This is a genomic window from Streptomyces sp. NPDC052496 (genome assembly GCF_040679095.1).
Classification (GTDB): Bacteria; Actinomycetota; Actinomycetes; order Streptomycetales; family Streptomycetaceae; genus Streptomyces.
Map to the genome: position 1 here is coordinate 1 of NZ_JBFAUH010000039.1, position 16,896 is coordinate 16,896.

12 protein-coding genes are annotated in these 16,896 nt (G+C 69.8%); 3 read left to right on the forward strand and 9 right to left on the reverse strand.

What is annotated here, in order from left to right; genetic code table 11:
- Nucleotides 1–385: 385 nt before the first annotated feature.
- The 3 genes from AB0L45_RS35500 to thyX all read right to left on the reverse strand — a co-directional run bounded on the left by AB0L45_RS35500 (nucleotide 386) and on the right by thyX (nucleotide 4,079).
- The gene (locus tag AB0L45_RS35500) at nucleotides 386–2,071 is read right to left on the reverse strand and encodes a ribonuclease J (protein WP_365847541.1); all 1,686 of its coding nucleotides are present in this window, start codon (nucleotides 2,069–2,071) and stop codon (nucleotides 386–388) included.
- Nucleotides 2,072–2,184: 113 nt separating this feature from the next.
- Nucleotides 2,185–3,084 (reverse strand): 4-hydroxy-tetrahydrodipicolinate synthase, encoded by a 900-nt coding sequence (gene dapA, locus AB0L45_RS35505; protein ID WP_365847543.1) that lies wholly within the window; start codon nucleotides 3,082–3,084, stop codon nucleotides 2,185–2,187.
- A gap of 236 nt (nucleotides 3,085–3,320) precedes the next feature.
- Complete coding sequence (thyX, locus tag AB0L45_RS35510; RefSeq protein ID WP_365847545.1) at nucleotides 3,321–4,079, reverse strand: FAD-dependent thymidylate synthase; 759 nt, start codon at nucleotides 4,077–4,079, stop codon at nucleotides 3,321–3,323.
- A gap of 234 nt (nucleotides 4,080–4,313) precedes the next feature.
- Here thyX and AB0L45_RS35515 point away from each other — a divergent pair, with 234 nt between their 5' ends.
- Nucleotides 4,314–4,553, forward strand: a complete 240-nt coding sequence (locus tag AB0L45_RS35515) for a hypothetical protein (protein WP_365847547.1) — start codon at nucleotides 4,314–4,316, stop codon at nucleotides 4,551–4,553.
- A 124-nt stretch (nucleotides 4,554–4,677) separates the two neighbouring features.
- Nucleotides 4,678–5,226 carry a hypothetical protein gene (locus AB0L45_RS35520; protein ID WP_365847549.1) on the forward strand — a complete coding sequence of 183 codons (549 nt, stop codon included), beginning with the start codon at nucleotides 4,678–4,680 and terminating at the stop codon, nucleotides 5,224–5,226.
- A gap of 96 nt (nucleotides 5,227–5,322) precedes the next feature.
- Here AB0L45_RS35520 and AB0L45_RS35525 read toward each other — a convergent pair whose 3' ends face one another.
- The 6 genes from AB0L45_RS35525 to eccD form a co-directional block, all read right to left on the reverse strand.
- On the reverse strand, nucleotides 5,323–5,775 hold the full coding sequence (locus AB0L45_RS35525) for a hypothetical protein (RefSeq protein ID WP_365847551.1): 453 nt from the start codon (nucleotides 5,773–5,775) through the stop codon (nucleotides 5,323–5,325).
- 14 nt (nucleotides 5,776–5,789) lie between these two features.
- Complete coding sequence (gene dapB, locus AB0L45_RS35530) at nucleotides 5,790–6,542, reverse strand: 4-hydroxy-tetrahydrodipicolinate reductase (protein WP_365847553.1); 753 nt, start codon at nucleotides 6,540–6,542, stop codon at nucleotides 5,790–5,792.
- A gap of 66 nt (nucleotides 6,543–6,608) precedes the next feature.
- Entirely contained in the window at nucleotides 6,609–7,988 is a 1,380-nt protein-coding gene (locus tag AB0L45_RS35535) for a pitrilysin family protein (RefSeq protein WP_365847555.1), read from the reverse strand.
- Entirely contained in the window at nucleotides 7,985–10,198 is a 2,214-nt protein-coding gene (locus tag AB0L45_RS35540; protein WP_365847627.1) for a polyribonucleotide nucleotidyltransferase, read from the reverse strand. The genes AB0L45_RS35535 and AB0L45_RS35540 overlap by 4 nt, the downstream gene beginning before the upstream one ends.
- 300 nt (nucleotides 10,199–10,498) lie before the next feature.
- Entirely contained in the window at nucleotides 10,499–10,786 is a 288-nt protein-coding gene (gene rpsO, locus AB0L45_RS35545; RefSeq protein WP_030414166.1) for a 30S ribosomal protein S15, read from the reverse strand.
- Between the two features lie 193 nt (nucleotides 10,787–10,979).
- On the reverse strand, nucleotides 10,980–12,455 hold the full coding sequence (gene eccD / locus AB0L45_RS35550; protein ID WP_365847557.1) for a type VII secretion integral membrane protein EccD: 1,476 nt from the start codon (nucleotides 12,453–12,455) through the stop codon (nucleotides 10,980–10,982).
- 278 nt (nucleotides 12,456–12,733) lie between these two features.
- On the opposite strand from eccD, the gene eccCa reads away from it, so the two are divergent.
- Entirely contained in the window at nucleotides 12,734–16,690 is a 3,957-nt protein-coding gene (eccCa, locus tag AB0L45_RS35555) for a type VII secretion protein EccCa (protein ID WP_365847559.1), read from the forward strand.
- The last annotated feature ends 206 nt before the right edge of the window (nucleotides 16,691–16,896 follow it).

Here is a 16,896-nt window from a genome sequence, read left to right on the forward strand (position 1 = left end):
GGTGCGTTTCGGCCTTTCGGCTTCTGCGCGGTTCCAACCTTACCAGATCCGTTCCGCGTTTCCGCTTTCCGTATCCGGCCCCTGTTGGAGCGGGGCGACCGTCCGGCTTTCGCTTTTCGGCCTTTCCGACTCTAGCAGATCCGATTTCCAGTCCGTTACCGGCCCGAATTCGTTTCCGATTTCCGTCGGAGGGGGTTTGCCTTTCGGCAGTTCCGACGTTATCAGATTGCTCTGGGTCGGAATTCCGTCCTGTCAGGGCGGTCTCCGGACGCGCAGGCGTCCCGGGTTCCCCTCAGGCGGAGACGTAAACGTACTGGAGCGGGGCGCCCGGATGCAAATCCGGTTGCCCCGCTCCCTGTACCTGTGCAGGCGACCCGGCGAGGGGTCAGACCTCGACGACCACCGGGAGGATCATCGGGCGCCGGCGGAAGTTGTCGGAGACCCACTTGCCGATGGCGCGGCGGACCAGCTGCTGGAGCTGGCGGGGCTCCGCGACGCCGTCCTGGGCGGCCTTGGCGAGGATCTCGTCGATCCTGGGCATGACGGCGGCGAAGTCCGCGTCGTCGATGCCCGAACCGCGGGCCTGGATGTGCGGCCCACCGACGATCTTGCCGGTGCTGGAGTCCACGACCAGGAACACCGAGATGATGCCCTCGTCGCCGAGGATCCGGCGGTCCTTGAGGGAGGACTCGGTGACGTCGCCGACCGAGAGGCCGTCGACGTACACGTACCCCGCCTGGACCTTGCCGACGATCTTGGCGACACCGTCGACCAGGTCGACCGCCACGCCGTCCTCGGCGATGACGATGCGGTCCTTCGGGACGCCGGTCAGCGCGCCGAGCTCGGCGTTGGCGCGCAGATGGCGCCATTCGCCGTGCACCGGCATCAGGTTCTTCGGCTTGCAGATGTTGTAGAAGTACAGCAGCTCGCCGGCCGAGGCGTGGCCCGAGACGTGCACCTTGGCGTTGCCCTTGTGGACGACGTTGGCGCCCCAGCGGGTCAGGCCGTTGATGACGCGGTAGACCGCGTTCTCGTTGCCGGGGATCAGCGACGACGCGAGGATCACCGTGTCGCCCGGGACGATGCGGATCTGGTGGTCGCGGTTGGCCATCCGGGACAGGGCCGCCATCGGCTCGCCCTGGGAACCCGTACAGACCAGCACGACCTCGTCGTCCGGCAGGTCGTCGAGCGCCTTGACGTCGACCACCAGCCCGGCCGGGACCTTCAGGTAGCCCAGCTCACGGGCGATGCCCATGTTGCGGACCATCGAGCGGCCCACGAAGGCGACGCGGCGGCCGTACTCGTGCGCCGCGTCCAGGATCTGCTGGATGCGGTGCACGTGGCTGGCGAAGCTGGCCACGATGATGCGCTTCTGGGCGCCCGCGAAGACCTGGCGCAGCACGTTGGAGATGTCGCGCTCGGGCGGGACGAAGCCCGGGACCTCGGCGTTCGTGGAGTCGGACAGCAGGAGGTCGATGCCCTCCTCGCCCAGCTTGGCGAACTTCGGGAGGTCGGTCAGGCGGCGGTCCAGAGGCAGCTGGTCCATCTTGAAGTCGCCGGTGTGCACGACCATGCCCGCGGGGGTGCGGATGGCGACCGCGAGGGCGTCCGGGATGGAGTGGTTGACCGCGACGAATTCGCAGTCGAAGGGGCCGATGGCCTCCGTGTCGCCTTCGGCGACCTCCAGCGTGTACGGCCGGATGCGGTGCTCCTGGAGCTTGGCCTCGATCAGGGCGAGGGTCAGCTTGGAGCCGATCAGCGGAATGTCCGGCTTCTCGCGCAGGAGGTAGGGGACACCGCCGATGTGGTCCTCGTGGCCGTGCGTGAGCACGATGCCGTCGATGTCGTCGAGGCGGTCCCTGATGGACGAGAAGTCCGGCAGGATCAGGTCGATTCCGGGCTGCTCCTCCTCCGGGAAAAGCACTCCGCAGTCGACGATCAGCAACCGGCCGCCGTATTCGAAGACCGTCATGTTGCGGCCGATCTCACCCAGGCCGCCGAGGGGGGTGACGCGCAGGCCGCCCTTGGGAAGCTTCGGCGGCGCGCCGAGCTCAGGATGCGGATGACTCAAAAGACTCTCCTCACCACACACGCCACGTCGCCGTGAGGCACACGTGGCGCGCATGACATTCGTGCACTTGCGGTTTGGCGGTTGTTTTCCGTGTTCAGTTGTGAAGTCTGTGGTTACAGCTGTACCCCGCCGGCGGCGAGATCGCGCTTGAGCTGTTCGGTCTCGTCCGCGGACAGTTCCACCAGCGGCAGGCGCAGCGGCCCGGCGGGCAGGCCCTGGAGGCCGAGCGCGGCCTTGGTCGTGATGACACCCTGGGTGCGGAACATGCCGGTGAAGACGGGCAGCAGCTTCTGGTGGATCTCGGTGGCCTTGGCGACGTCACCGTGCAGGTGGGCGTCGAGCAGGGCGCGCAGCTCGGGCGTGACGACGTGGCCGACGACCGAGACGAAGCCGACGGCGCCGACGGACAGCAGCGGCAGGTTGAGCATGTCGTCGCCGCTGTACCACGCGAGGTTGGAGCGGGCGATGGCCCAGCTGGCGCGGCCCAGGTCGCCCTTGGCGTCCTTGTTGGCGACGATCCGCGGGTGCTCGGCGAGGCGCACCATGGTCTCGGTGTTGATCGGCACGCCGCTGCGGCCGGGGATGTCGTACAGCATGACCGGCAGGTCAGTGGCGTCCGCGATGGCGGTGAAGTGCCGGAAGAGACCTTCCTGCGGCGGCTTGCTGTAATACGGCGTCACGGCGAGCAGGCCGTGGGCGCCGGCGTCGCGCGCGGCGCGGGCCAGCTGCAGGCTGTGGTCCGTGTCGTTGGTGCCGGCTCCGGCGACGACGAAGGCCCGGTCTCCGACCGCATCCACCACAGCCCGAACCAGCTGGGCTTTCTCCGCATCGCTGGTGGTCGGGGACTCACCGGTGGTGCCGTTGACGATGAGACCGTCGTTGCCGGAGTCCACCAGGTGCGCGGCGAGCTGCTGCGCGCCGTCGAGATCGAGAGCGCCATCCGCCGTGAACGGCGTGACCATGGCGGTCAGCACCCGCCCGAAGGGGGTCTGCGGTGTGGAAGTCGGAGCCATGGGCACCACGCTACTCGTAGCTCACCTCAGGTCGCGCCCCTGGGGAGCCGGGATGTGGACTCCGGCACTGCTTGCTCGGGGGTTCAAGCAGTGCCGGGTCCGTTTCTTCAGCGTAGATGAACTTCTCAAAATGCCGCAATACGGACACTTGGTACGTCTGTGCGGTCCGGTACGGCACCGGAGGGCGGCGCCCGGTCCGCACACCGGTCCGGCGGGTCGCCGCCGGGCGCGGGCCCTTACGGGGCGATACGGCCGTTGGCGTTGAACGCGGCGTAGGTGAGCGGCATCAGCCGGGCCCAGTGGGCCTCCATCCGCTCACCGACCATCTCGATCTCGCGCTGCGGGAAGGACGGCACGGCCGCGAGCTCGTGCTGCGTGCGCAGGCCGAGGAAGTGCATCAGCGAACGGGCGTTGCAGGTCGCGTACATGGACGAGAACAGGCCGACCGGGAGCACCGAGCGGGCCACCTCACGGGCGACGCCGGCGGCCAGCATCTCCTGGTACGCGGTGTACGCCTGCCGGTAGGAGTCCTCCATGACCTTGCTGGTCAGCGCGTGCTGCTCGGGGGTGCCCTCGACGAACTCGTACTTGCCGGGGCGGCCCTGCTGGACCAGCTTGCGGGACTCCGAGGGGACGTAGAACGTCGGCTCCAGCTGACGGTAGCGGCCGGACTCCTCGTTGTAGGACCAGCCGACGCGGTGCCGCATGAACTCGCGGAAGACGAAGATCGGCGCACTGATGAAGAAGGTCATCGAGTTGTGCTCGAAGGGGCTGCCGTGCCGGTCCCGCATCAGGTAGTTGATCAGGCCCTTGGAGCGCTCCGGGTCCTTCTGCAGCTCCTCCAGCGACTGCTCGCCGGCGGTGGAGACACGGGCCGCCCACAGCACGTCACTGTCCGCGGCGCTGTGCTTGACCAGCTCGACCGTCACCTCGCTCCGGAAGCTGGGGGCTGCGCCTTCGGAGGCTTCGACGCTCTCGGCGGGGGTAGGTGACACCGACGGTTCCTTCCGTTCATTCCACGTGGCGGGCCCCAGCCTACGGCCCGCCACCGACAGTCCCGGAAATGCGGCGGGATACCGCGTACCGTACAAAAACGGACAGTGTCGCGCCCAGCTCGTCCTGTGGTTGATATTTTTCACAGAACTTGCAGAAAACGGGCACCAAACGGGCGCGACAGTCGTCTAACCCTGTGACAGTGCCCACTTCGAGGTTCCAAGGAGAGCCCGCTCATGTTCCGCCGGCGAGAGCCAGTGCCGTTCGCCTTTGTCGCCGAGGCCGACCGGTTCCGCAGCAATGTCGCGCCCCCGCCCCGAGAACGCGTCAGCCGTGCCCAGCTCGCGGCCCGGTCCCTGATCGGCCTGACGGTCGTCGGCGGTCTCGCCGGCGCCCTGCTGCTCGGCGTCCCGGCGCTCCAGCAGGAGACCGGCGGTGTCGGCACGCACCAGTCCGAGGCGGCGCACGGCCGCTGATCCGGCCGGGCGGTCCGCGCGGGACGGCCGCGCGTGCCGCCCGGCACGAAGTGGTTCCGGCACGTAAGTCTCGATAACCTCACCGGTCACAGCCTTCGTCTGCGTCCTGGAGTGAGGATCCGCCGTGCCCCTGACCTTCCTGACGGCCGACCGCGACCTCGACGACCAGGCCGTCGAAGCCCCGCTGCCCCATGCCGGGCCGGACCGCTGGCGCCGTCCCTACCGTCCGGGCCCCGGACGCGTGGGGGCGGCTGCCGTGCTTCTGCTGCTGGCCTCTTTCGTCCTGCTGTCCGCGGTGATCATCGCGGCCGCGGGCGCGCTGTCCGCGGCCGCCGTCTGCGCCGGGGTCGCGGTGCTGATCATCGGATTCGCGCTGCGCCATCTGCGGGTGGGGATGTGGGTGAGCGCCCACGGCCTGCGGCAGGTGGAGCTGGTGCGGACGACGACGCTGCGCTGGAGCGAGGTCGCCGCCGTCCGCACGTCCCAGCGGCCGGTGCGCTGGCTGGGGCTGCCGCGGACGGTGCAGGGCCAGGCGCTGGTCGTCGAGCGGCCGGGCGGCGCCACGCTGCGTACCCTCGTCACGGACCACAACGGAGACTTCCTGGCGCGCCCCGAGGCGTTCGAGCGGGCCGCGGACGTGCTGGAGGCGTGGGCGGCGGAGTACCGCCGGTAGAGACGCGCATGGGGGGCCGGTTCCGTATCAGGAACCGGCCCCCCGTGCGTGCGCCTCATGCCCGTACGCCGCGGCCCCGTACGGGTACGCGGGGCCTCAGGCCCGTACCGGCTTGCCGTCGTGCAGGGCGATGGCCCGCTGCATCGCCTTACGGGCCCGCGGGGTGTCCCGCGCGTCGTGGTAGGCGACCGCCAGCCGGAACCAGGTGCGCCAGTCCTCGGGTGCCTGCTCGGTCTCGGCGCGCCGCCGGTCGAAGACCTCGTCGGCGGAGTCCCGGTCGATACGGCCGCCGGGGGTGCGCTTCAGTTCGTCGACCGGCAGCCCGCCCTCCGCCTCCAGCTCGCGCGCCAGGCGGCCGGCCTTGCGGGCGAACTGGGTGGTGTGCCAGAGGAACCACAGTCCGATGAACGGCAGGATCAGGACGGCGACGCCGAACGCGACGGTCAGCACGGTGCCCTGCTCGATGAGCAGGACGCCGCGGCTGCCGACGAGGACGAAGTAGACGACCAGGACAGCCGCGAGGACGCAGTAGGTGATCTTTGCTCGCACGGTCGGTCTGCCCGTCAGTCCAGGTCGAGGAAGTGCTCCAGGCCCACGGTCAGGCCGGGAGTGGTCACCACGCGGCGCGCGCCGAGCAGGATGCCCGGCATGAAGCTGCTGTGGTGGAGCGAGTCGTGGCGGATGGTGAGGGTCTCCCCCACCCCGCCGAGCAGCACCTCCTGGTGGGCCAGGAGGCCGCGCAGCCGTACGGAGTGGACGGGGATGCCGTCCACGTCCGCGCCGCGGGCGCCGTCCAGCGCGCTGCTGGTGGCGTCCGGCTGCGGCGGGCAGTCCGCGGCGGCGCGGGCCTCGGCGATCAGCTTGGCGGTGCGGGCCGCGGTGCCCGAGGGGGCGTCGGCCTTGTTCGGGTGGTGCAGCTCGATGACCTCGGCGGACTCGAAGAACCGGGCCGCCTGCTGGGCGAACCGCATGGTCAGCACCGCGCCGATGGAGAAGTTCGGGGCGATGAGCACGCCCGTACGGGGCGACGCGTCGAGCCAGCCGCGCAGCCGCGTCAGGCGCTCGTCGCTCCAGCCGGTGGTGCCGACGACACCGTGGATGCCGTTGCGGACGCAGAACTCCAGGTTGTCCATGACGGAGTCCGGGTGGGTCAGCTCGACCGCGACCTGGGCACCGGCCTCGGTCAGCGTCTCCAGCTGGTCGCCCCGGCCGAGGGCGGCGACCAGCTCCATGTCCTCGGCGGCCTCGACGGCCCGTACGGCCTCGGAGCCGATGCGGCCCTTGGCGCCGAGTACGGCCACGCGCAGCTTGCTCATCTTTCCCGCTCTCTCTTTCCCAGTCCCCTGGTACGCCTGGTACCTCTGGTACGCCTGATACGAAGGTCAGGCGACCGCGTCGTGCAGCCGGTCCGCCTGCCGGTCCTTCAGCGGGCCGATGACGGACAGCGACGGGCGCTGTCCCAGTACATCGCGGGCGAGCTCCCGTACCTCGTCCGGGGTGACCCCCGCTATCCGGGCCAGCATGTCGTCGACCGACATCTGGGCGCCCCAGCACAGCTCGCTCTTGCCGATGCGGTTCATCAGCGCGCCGGTGTCCTCCAGTCCGAGCACCGTCGAACCGCGCAGCTGCCCGATGGCGCGGCGGATCTCGTCGTCCGTCAGGCCGTCGGCCGCGACCTGGTCCAGCTGGTCGCGGCAGATCTTCAGGACGTCGTCGACCTGGTTCGGGCGGCAGCCCGCGTACACGCCGAACAGGCCGCAGTCGGCGTATCCGGAGGTGTACGAGTACACGCTGTAGGCCAGGCCGCGCTTCTCCCGTACCTCCTGGAAGAGGCGGGAGCTCATGCCGCCGCCGAGGGCGGTGTTCAGTACGCCCATGGCCCAGCGGCGGTCGTCGGTGCGGGCCAGGCCCGGCACGCCGAGGATCACGTGGGCCTGCTCGGACTTGCGGTTGAGCAGTTCCACGCGGCCCGCCGTGCGGATCGTGCGGGAGCCGTCGCGCGGGGCCACCGGGGTGGCGTCCGTACGGTCGAGGGCGCCGGCCTTCTCGAAGGCGGCGCGCACCATGCGGACGACCTTGGCGTGGTCGACGTTGCCGGCGGCGGCGACGACCAGGCGGGTCGGGTCGTAGTGCTTCTTGTAGAAGCGGCGGATGCGCTCGGGGGTGAGGGCGTTGACCGTGTCGACGGAGCCGAGGACGGGGCGGCCGAGGGGGGTGTCGCCGAGCATGGTGTGCGCGAACAGGTCGTGCACGCAGTCGCCCGGGTCGTCCTCGGTCATCGCGATCTCTTCGAGGATCACGCCGCGCTCGGCCTCGACGTCGGCGGGCTCGATGAGCGAGCCGGTCAGCATGTCGCAGACCACGTCGATGGCGAGCGGCAGGTCGGTGTCCAGCACCCGCGCGTAGTAGCAGGTGTACTCCTTCGCCGTGAACGCGTTCATCTCGCCGCCGACCTCGTCGATGGCGGCGGAGATGTCCAGCGCGCTGCGCTTCCTGGTGCCCTTGAAGAGCAGGTGCTCCAGGTAGTGGGTGGCGCCGTTCAGCGAGGGGGTCTCGTCGCGGGAGCCGACGTTGGCCCAGATGCCGAAGGTGACGGAGCGTACGGAGGGCAGGGTCTCGGTGACCACCCGCAGGCCGCCGGGCAGGACCGTCTTGCGGACCGTGCCGGCGCCGTTGGTGCCCTTGAGAAGCGTTTGGGTACGGGCGACGGCCCGCCCCTCCGAAGAGGTGCGGGCCGTCGTCCGTGAGCTACGGGACGTCACTTGGCGGCGTCGTCCTTCGCCTCGTCGTCTTCGCCCTCGATGACCGGGGCCAGCGACAGCTTGCCGCGCTGGTCGATCTCGGCGATCTCGACCTGGACCTTGGCGCCCACGGCGAGTACGTCCTCGACGTTCTCGACGCGCTTGCCGCCGGCCAGCTTGCGGATCTGCGAGATGTGCAGCAGACCGTCCTTGCCCGGGAGCAGGGAGACGAACGCACCGAAGGTGGTGGTCTTGACGACCGTGCCCAGGTAGCGCTCGCCGACCTCCGGCATGGTCGGGTTGGCGATGCCGTTGATCGTGGCGCGGGCGGCCTCGGCGGCCGGGCCGTCGGCGGCACCGATGTAGATGGTGCCGTCGTCCTCGATCGTGATGTCGGCGCCGGTGTCCTCCTGGATCTGGTTGATCATCTTGCCCTTGGGGCCGATGACCTCACCGATCTTGTCCACCGGGATCTTGACGGTGATGATGCGCGGCGCGTTCGGGGACATCTCGTCCGGAACGTCGATCGCCTCGTTCATCACGTCGAGGATGTGCAGACGGGCGTCGCGGGCCTGCTTGAGGGCCGCGGCCAGCACGGACGCCGGGATGCCGTCCAGCTTGGTGTCCAGCTGCAGGGCGGTGACGAACTGCTTCGTACCGGCGACCTTGAAGTCCATGTCACCGAACGCGTCCTCCGCACCGAGGATGTCGGTGAGGGTGACGTAGTGCGTCTTGCCGTCGATCTCCTGGGAGATCAGGCCCATGGCGATACCGGCGACCGGGGCCTTCAGCGGCACACCGGCGTTCAGCAGCGACATGGTCGAGGCGCAGACCGAGCCCATCGAGGTCGAGCCGTTGGAGCCGAGCGCCTCGGAGACCTGGCGGATGGCGTACGGGAACTCCTCGCGCGTCGGCAGCACCGGCACCAGGGCGCGCTCGGCGAGCGCGCCGTGGCCGATCTCGCGGCGCTTGGGCGAGCCCACGCGGCCGGTCTCACCGGTGGAGTACGGCGGGAAGTTGTAGTTGTGCATGTAGCGCTTGCGGGTCACCGGGGAGAGGGTGTCCAGCTGCTGCTCCATGCGGAGCATGTTCAGGGTGGTGACGCCCAGGATCTGGGTCTCGCCACGCTCGAACAGCGCCGAGCCGTGCACCCGCGGGATGGCCTCGACCTCGGCGGCGAGCGTACGGATGTCCGTCACGCCACGGCCGTCGATGCGGACCTTCTCCTTGATGACGCGCTCGCGCACCAGGGTCTTGGTCAGCGCGCGGTAGGCGGCGGAGATCTCCTTCTCGCGGCCCTCGAACTGCGGCAGCAGCTTCTCGGCGGCGAGCGCCTTGACGCGGTCCAGCTCGGTCTCGCGCTCCTGCTTGCCGGCGATGGTCAGCGCCTGGGCCAGCTCGCCGCGGACCGCCTCGGTCAGCGCCTCCAGCACGTCGTCCTGGAAGTCCAGGAAGATCGGGAACTCGCCGACCGGCTTCGCGGCCTTGGCGGCCAGGTCCGACTGGGCCTTGCACAGCACCTTGATGAAGGGCTTGGCGGCATCCAGACCGGCGGCGACGACCTCCTCGGTGGGAGCCTCGGCGCCGTCCTTGACCAGCTGGATGGTCTTCTCGGTGGCCTCGGCCTCGACCATCATGATCGCGACGTCGCCGTCCGGCAGCACCCGGCCGGCCACGACCATGTCGAAGACCGCGTTCTCCAGCTCGGAGTGGGTCGGGAAGGCCACCCACTGGCCGTTGATCAGGGCGACACGGGTGCCGCCGATCGGGCCGGAGAAGGGCAGGCCGGCCAGCTGCGTGGAGCAGGAGGCGGCGTTGATGGCGACCACGTCGTAGAGGTGGTCGGGGTTGAGCGCCATGATCGTCTCGACGATCTGGATCTCGTTGCGCAGGCCCTTCTTGAAGGAGGGGCGCAGCGGGCGGTCGATCAGGCGGCAGGTGAGGATCGCGTCCTCGGAGGGCCGGCCCTCACGACGGAAGAAGGAGCCGGGGATCTTGCCGGCCGAGTACATCCGCTCTTCGACGTCGACGGTCAGCGGGAAGAAGTCCAGCTGGTCCTTCGGGTTCTTCGAAGCGGTGGTGGCCGACAGCACCATGGTGTCGTCGTCCAGGTACGCGACGGCGGAGCCGGCGGCCTGCTTGGCCAGGCGGCCCGTCTCGAAGCGGATGGTGCGGGTGCCGAAGGAACCGTTGTCGATGACGGCCTCGGCGTAGTGGGTCTCGTTCTCCACCAGGAATATCTCCTCGTCTGCGTCCACCGCCCGTGTGGCGGCGGACCTTCGTCGGTGGAGCGCCGGGGTTGCGGGCCGGTCTTCGATCGAAGCACCCGGATACGGGGCCGCGCGGTCGTCCGCGCGCCATCCGGGGGCCACTACCGAGGACCGGCGGCTGAAAGGCGCTCCACCTCGTTCGCTATGGCGTTATGGCACCAGACTACAAAGCTCCGGTCCACCAGGCAGGGGACCGGACGTCCGGTGCGTACGGCAAAGGGAGCGGCCCCCGGGTGTGGGAACCGCTCCCTTCACGTCGTCTTACTTGGCGCCCGCCGCACCGCGGCGGATGCCCAGGCGCTCGACCAGCGCGCGGAAGCGCGTGATGTCCTTCTTCGCCAGGTACTGCAGCAGGCGGCGGCGCTGGCCGACGAGCAGCAGCAGACCACGGCGGGAGTGGTGGTCGTGCTTGTGGGTCTTCAGGTGCTCGGTCAGGTCCGAGATGCGGCGGGAGAGCAGCGCGACCTGGACCTCGGGGGAGCCGGTGTCGCCCTCCTTGGTGGCGAACTCGGCCATGATCTGCTTCTTCGTGGCGGCGTCGAGCGACACGCGAACTCCTCAGGTGTTCTGGGTCTGCGAGCGCCCCTGGATCGAATTCACAGGGGATCTTCTCTTACTCGGCAAAGACCGTCACCCAGAGTACCAGCTGCGGACGGCCCCCTGACCGGGCGGTCAGGGGGCCGTGCGGACGGGTGACCCCCGGTGGCGGGCGGGTCATCCGTACGGGGAGCTTTTCGCGCCCCTACGAGTTGCCGGTCAGGCCGCGCACGGTGCCGTACACGTCCAGGACCGCCAGGCACAGCGGCACCAGCGACAGCAGGACGACACCGTCGAAGATGTCGAAGACGCGGCCCCAGAAGGGGGTGACGCCCTTGCGCGGGACGATCAGGCCCACACCCACCAGGACGGCGGCGCCGGCCGCGATGCTGCTGGAGAACCAGACCGTACGGATGTTGAGCGGACCGGAGTCCCCGAAGCGCACCAGGTCGCTGAGGATGTCCAGCGGCGGGTGCAGCGCGATGCCCAGGATGAGCAGCACGATCGTCAGGATGCCGGCGATCGTCAGGCAGGCGACCTGCGCGGTGTAGTCGAAGAGCCGGGCCCGCAGCATGATCGTGATGCCCGCGGCCAGCGCCAGCAGCTGGGCCCAGCTGTTGTCGGAGAAGCCGAGGACGACGCCGGCGGCGCCGACGACCAGCGCGGAGCAGCCCGCGACCAGGCCGAGCAGCAGTTCGTGGCCGCGCTTGGCCTGGTTGCCGATCTTGACGAAGTCGACGGACTCGGTCGTCGCGGCCTGGTCGCCGTCGTTGTGCGGGCCGGCGGCGATCTGGTCGGGCGACTTGTAGCCGATGGGCAGCCGGGCGAAGCGCGAGGACAGGCCGGGCAGCCAGGCGACCACGGCGATGGCAACGACGGCGGTGACCGCGGCCACCTCGCGCGGCTCGGCCTCGGTGAGGATGGAGGCGAAGACCGCGAGGGTGCCGATGCTGGCCAGGAAGGCGGCGGCCACGAAGGGCGCGTCGCCGCGCGGCAGCAGGACCACCAGGAGTACGGACGCGATCAGTACGGTCACGCAGCCGACCAGGAACTGCAGGCGCCCCGGTCCCTCACCGTCGGTCACCGGCATGATCCCGGAGCCGGCGAGCAGCAGGTGCGGCAGCGAGGCCAGACCCAGCGCGATGGACGAGGCGTGGTCGTCGTAGACCCGGGCCCGTACGCCGGACAGGGCGACCAGGACGATGCCGGTGACGCCGGCGATGATGCCGGGCAGGCGGTGCATGTCGCGGTCGACGGGGTTCGAGAACCACAGGGCGAAGGCCATCATGACGAGCAGCAGCACGCCGGCGGTGAGGCCGACGATGTTCATCAGGTCGTCGCTCCACCGGTTGCGGTTGCGCTTGACCGCGGAGGCGACGGCGTCCGAGACGTCGTCGAAGACCGGCAGCGGCAGCGACTCGGCGAACGGGCGCAGCAGGAGCAGGTCGCCGTCGAGGATGCGCTGCTGGGCGAGGGACTGCCCGGCGTCCAGGACGGTGCCGTCCCGGCGTACCAGGTGGTATCCGGTGGGGGCGCCCTCCGCCTGGGACTGACCGGAGAGTCGCAGGATCTCCGGATAAATATCGACGAGTGCGACATCCTCCGGCAGTGCCACGTCGATCCGTGCGTCCGGCGCGGCGACTGTGACCCGGCAGAAGCCGGTGCCTGTAGTCGTGCTCACCTGGCGGTTCCCCCTATCCGTTGGGCAGTTTGTCGCGTGCGTGCCATATATAGGGGCGCCGCCACCGTGCCTTATATAAGGGACGTCGTTACGGGGCCTTGGGCGCGCTCGCGAGGCGTCAGCGTACCCCCCAATTAGGGCGCCGCCCCACCCGCCCCGGCACTTGACTGTTAACAGTAGGATCAACGCCTGCGTCGGGCCATGGACTTGGTCCGGGGGACCGTCGAACCAACGGGGGCGGTCCGAGACTGCGAGATGCATGAAGGACTGATGCCTCGGTGAGCGTTGTCATCGTCAAGCGCCCGCCCCGCGCGCTTCCACCTGATATCCCCGGTGAGGAGTTGACGCTCGAAGCTCCCCCGGAGCTGCCTCGCGAGGGCGAGGACAACATGCTGATGAACCTCATGCCGATGATGGGCATGGCGGGCTCGGCAGGTTTCCTGTTCATGGGCACCCAGCCGTTCATGAAGATCATGGGCGGCGTGATGGTGGTTTCCACCCTCGCGATGGCTATTGTCCAGATCGTCAAGGCCCGCCAAGGGCCTTCCGGGCAAATGCTCCAGGAGCGCCAGGATTACCTCAAATACCTGGCGCAGAAGCGAAAGGAAGTGCGGCGCACCGCGCGCAAACAGCGGGACGCGCAGCTTTTCACCCACCCCGATCCGGGCCAATTGTGGTCGATCGTCGCCGAAGGCAAACGGGTGTGGGAACGCCGGGCGTCCGACCCGGACTTCGCACAGGTACGGATGGGGCTGGGGCCGCAGCAGCTGGCCACTCCCCTGAAGGCACCGGAGACCGCGCCGGTCGACGAACTGGAACCGCTCACCGCGCACGCGATGAAGGAGTTCCTCGACAAGCACGGACACCTGGACTCGCTGCCGCTCGCGGTCTCGCTGCGCGCCTTCTACCACCTGACGGTCTCCGGCGACCCGGACACCGTGTACGGGTCGGCGCGCGCCATCCTCGCGCAGCTGTGCACCCTGCACTCGCCGGAGGACCTGGTCGTCGCCGTGGTGGCCGCGCCCGGCGCGCAGGCGGAGTGGGAGTGGACCAAGTGGCTGCCCCACGTACAGGACAAGACCACCGACGGCGCCGGCACCCGCCGGCTGGTCGTCGGCGACCTCGGTGAGATCGAGGAACTGCTCGCCGAGGAGCTGGAGGGCCGCGGCCGCTTCAACCCGCAGGGCACCCCGGTCTCCGACACCCCGCACGTGGTGGTCGTGCTGGACGCCGGCGAGGTTCCGATGGACTCGGTGATCGCCGGGGCCGAGGGCCTGCAGGGCGTGACGATCCTGGAGATCGTGCCGGGCGAGCTGGACGAGATCCGGGGCGGCCTGGCCGTTCAGGTGTGGCCCGGCAAGCTGGTGCTGGAGTCGGCGGGCGGCGCGGTCTACAACGGCGTCGTGGACACCCTGTCGGTGGCCGAGGCGGAGTCGCTGGCCCGCCAGCTCGCGCCGCTGCGGGCCGGTTCGGGCGCCGACGGCGAGGAGCCGCTGCTGTCCAACCTGGACTTCACGGATCTGATGAACATCGGCGACGCCGGTTCGGTGGACGTCTCGCGCACCTGGCGCCCGCGCACGCTGCACGAGCGGCTGCGGGTGCCGATCGGTGTCGACAAGGACGGCCAGCCCGTCATGCTCGACATCAAGGAGGCCTCGCAGGAGGGCATGGGGCCGCACGGCCTGTGTGTCGGCGCGACCGGTTCCGGTAAGTCCGAGGTGCTGCGCACCCTGGTGCTCGCCCTCGCGGTCACCCACTCCTCGGAGACGCTGAACTTCATCCTCGCGGACTTCAAGGGTGGCGCCACCTTCACCGGCATGTCCGACATGCCGCACGTCGCCGCGGTCATCACCAACCTGGCCGACGACGTCAGCCTGATCGACCGTATGCGCGACTCGATCACCGGTGAGCTGCAGCGCCGTCAGGAGCTGCTGCGTTCGGCGGGCAACTACGCCAACATCACCGACTACGAGAAGGCGCGCGCGGCCGGCGCCCCGCTGGACCCGCTGCCCTCGCTGGTGATGGTGCTCGACGAGTTCTCCGAGCTGCTGACCGCCAAGCCGGACTTCATCGACATGTTCATCCAGATCGGCCGCATCGGCCGTTCGATGGGTGTGCACATGCTGCTCGCCTCGCAGCGCCTCGAAGAGGGCAAGCTGCGCGGCCTGGACACCTTCCTGTCGTACCGGCTGGGTCTGCGGACGTTCTCCGCCGCCGAGTCGCGTACGGCGATCGGTGTGCCGGACGCGTACCACCTGCCCAACGTGCCGGGCTCCGGCATCCTGAAGTACGACACCGAGACGATGGTGCAGTTCAAGGCCGCGTACGTGTCGGGCCCGTACCGCGGTCCCGGTGCCGGCGGTGGCGGCGGTGGCGGCCGTACGAACCGGATGCCGGTGCCGTTCACGGCGTCGCCGGTGCTGGCGCCGATCGTCGAGGAGATCATCGCCGAGGAGCCGTCGCTCACCCAGCAGCAGGACGACGCGCTGGCCGACACCGTCCTGGACGTGATCGTCCAGCGGATGCAGGGCCAGGGCCCGCCGGCGCACCAGGTGTGGCTGCCGCCGCTGGACGAGTCGCCCACCGTCAACCAGCTGCTCCCGGCGCTCGCCGTCACGCCCGAGCGGGGCGTGCACGCCCCGGAGTACACGGCGCTCGGCAAGCTGGTCGTGCCGGTCGCGCTCGTGGACAAGCCGTTCGAGCAGCGGCGCGACGTGATGTACCTGGACTTCTCCGCGGGCGCCGGTCACGGCCTGGTCGTCGGTGGTCCGCAGTCCGGCAAGTCGACGCTGATCCGTTCCGCCATGGCGGGTTTCGCGCTCACCCACACCCCGGCCGAGGTGCAGTTCTACTGCCTCGACTTCGGTGGCGGTGGCATGCTGGCGATGGAGGGGCTGCCGCACGTCGGCGGCGTCGCCTCCCGGCTGGACGCGGAGAAGGTCCGCCGTACGGTCGCCGAGGTCGTCGGCATCCTCAACGAGCGCGAGGAGTTCTTCCGCGCGAACTCCATCGACTCCATGGGCACCTACCGCCAGCGGCGCGCCGCCGGCGCGTTCCCGGACCAGAAGTGGGGCGATGTCTTCCTCATCATCGACGGCTGGGGCACCTTCAAGACCGACTACGAGCAGCTCGACCCGGTCATACTGGACATCGCCAGCCGCGGTCTGGGCTTCGGCATCCACCTGATCCTGGGCGCCTCCCGCTACACCGAGGTGCGCCCCGCGCTGCGCGACCAGCTCCTGAACCGCGTCGAGCTGCGGCTCGGCGACCCGATGGAGTCGGAGTTCGACCGCAAGCGCGCGGAGAACGTGCCGATGGGCCGCCCCGGCCGCGGTCTGTCCCCGGAGAAGCTGGACTACCTGGCGGCGCTGCCCCGTATCGACGGCGTCCAGGAGGCGGAGAGCCTCAGCGACGGCATGGCGCACCTGGTGGCCACCGTCAAGGAGCACTGGCAGGGCGAGCCCGCCCCGAAGGTGCGGATGCTGCCGACGCTGCTCCCGGCGAGCGAGCTGCCCAAGGGCAGCGACTACCCGGAGCACGGCATCGCGATCGGTGTCGACGAGACCACGCTGTCGCCGGCGTTCATCGACTTCGAGACCGATCCGCTGCTGGTCATCTACGGTGAGAGCGAGTCCGGCAAGTCCTCGCTGCTGCGCCTGATCGCCAAGCAGATCTCGGAGCGTTACCCGTCGGACAAGGCGCTCATGGTGGTCTCGGACTACCGGCGCGCGCTGCTCGGCGAGATCCCCGAGAGCCACATGTACAAGTACTGTGCCGCGGGGCCGCAGCTCCAGGAGGTCATCACCGGGCTGGCCGGTTCGCTGGGCCGCCGCATGCCGGGCCCGGACGTCACGCCGGAGCAGCTGCGGAACCGCAGCTGGTACGACCTGCCGGACGCGTTCGTGATCGTGGACGATTACGACCTGGTGGCGACCAGCAGCGGCAACCCGCTGCAGCCGCTGCTGGAGTACCTGCCGTTCGCCCGCGACCTGGGCCTGCGCCTGATCCTGGCGCGCAGTTCCTCGGGCGCGGGGCGGTCCTCCTTCGAGCCCGTGATGCAGCGGACGAAGGAGCTGGGCGCCCAGGGCCTGATCCTGTCGGGCGACCCGGGCGAGGGCCCGCTGATGGGCAACATCAAGGCGACCAGCCTGACGCCGGGACGTGCGCACTTCATCACGCGCAAGCGCGGTGCGCAGCTGGTGCAGACGGGATGGCTGCCGGCGAACAGCGGCTGATGGGGGCGTACGGTCCGATGCCGGTCCGGGCGCACGGTCCGATGCCGGTCCGTACGCAGCGCTGAGTGTGCGCCACTGGAACGGCGCTGGGGCGCCTCTCCTTCGGGAGGGGCGCCCCAGGGCTTTTGTGCGGGGCGGAGGCGGGGCGGGTGGCGCCGTACGGGAGCGGGGCGGGTGACACGGTGCGGGAGTGGGGCGGGTGGCGC

What these genes read in the sequence shown, in the direction of transcription:
- AB0L45_RS35515 (WP_365847547.1), top strand. Translation starts at nt 4,314, where the DNA reads ATGTTCCGCCGGCGAGAGCCAGTGCCGTTCGCCTTTGTCGCCGAGGCC.
- dapA (WP_365847543.1), bottom strand. Translation starts at nt 3,084, where the DNA reads ATGGCTCCGACTTCCACACCGCAGACCCCCTTCGGGCGGGTGCTGACC.
- dapB (WP_365847553.1), bottom strand. Translation starts at nt 6,542, where the DNA reads ATGAGCAAGCTGCGCGTGGCCGTACTCGGCGCCAAGGGCCGCATCGGC.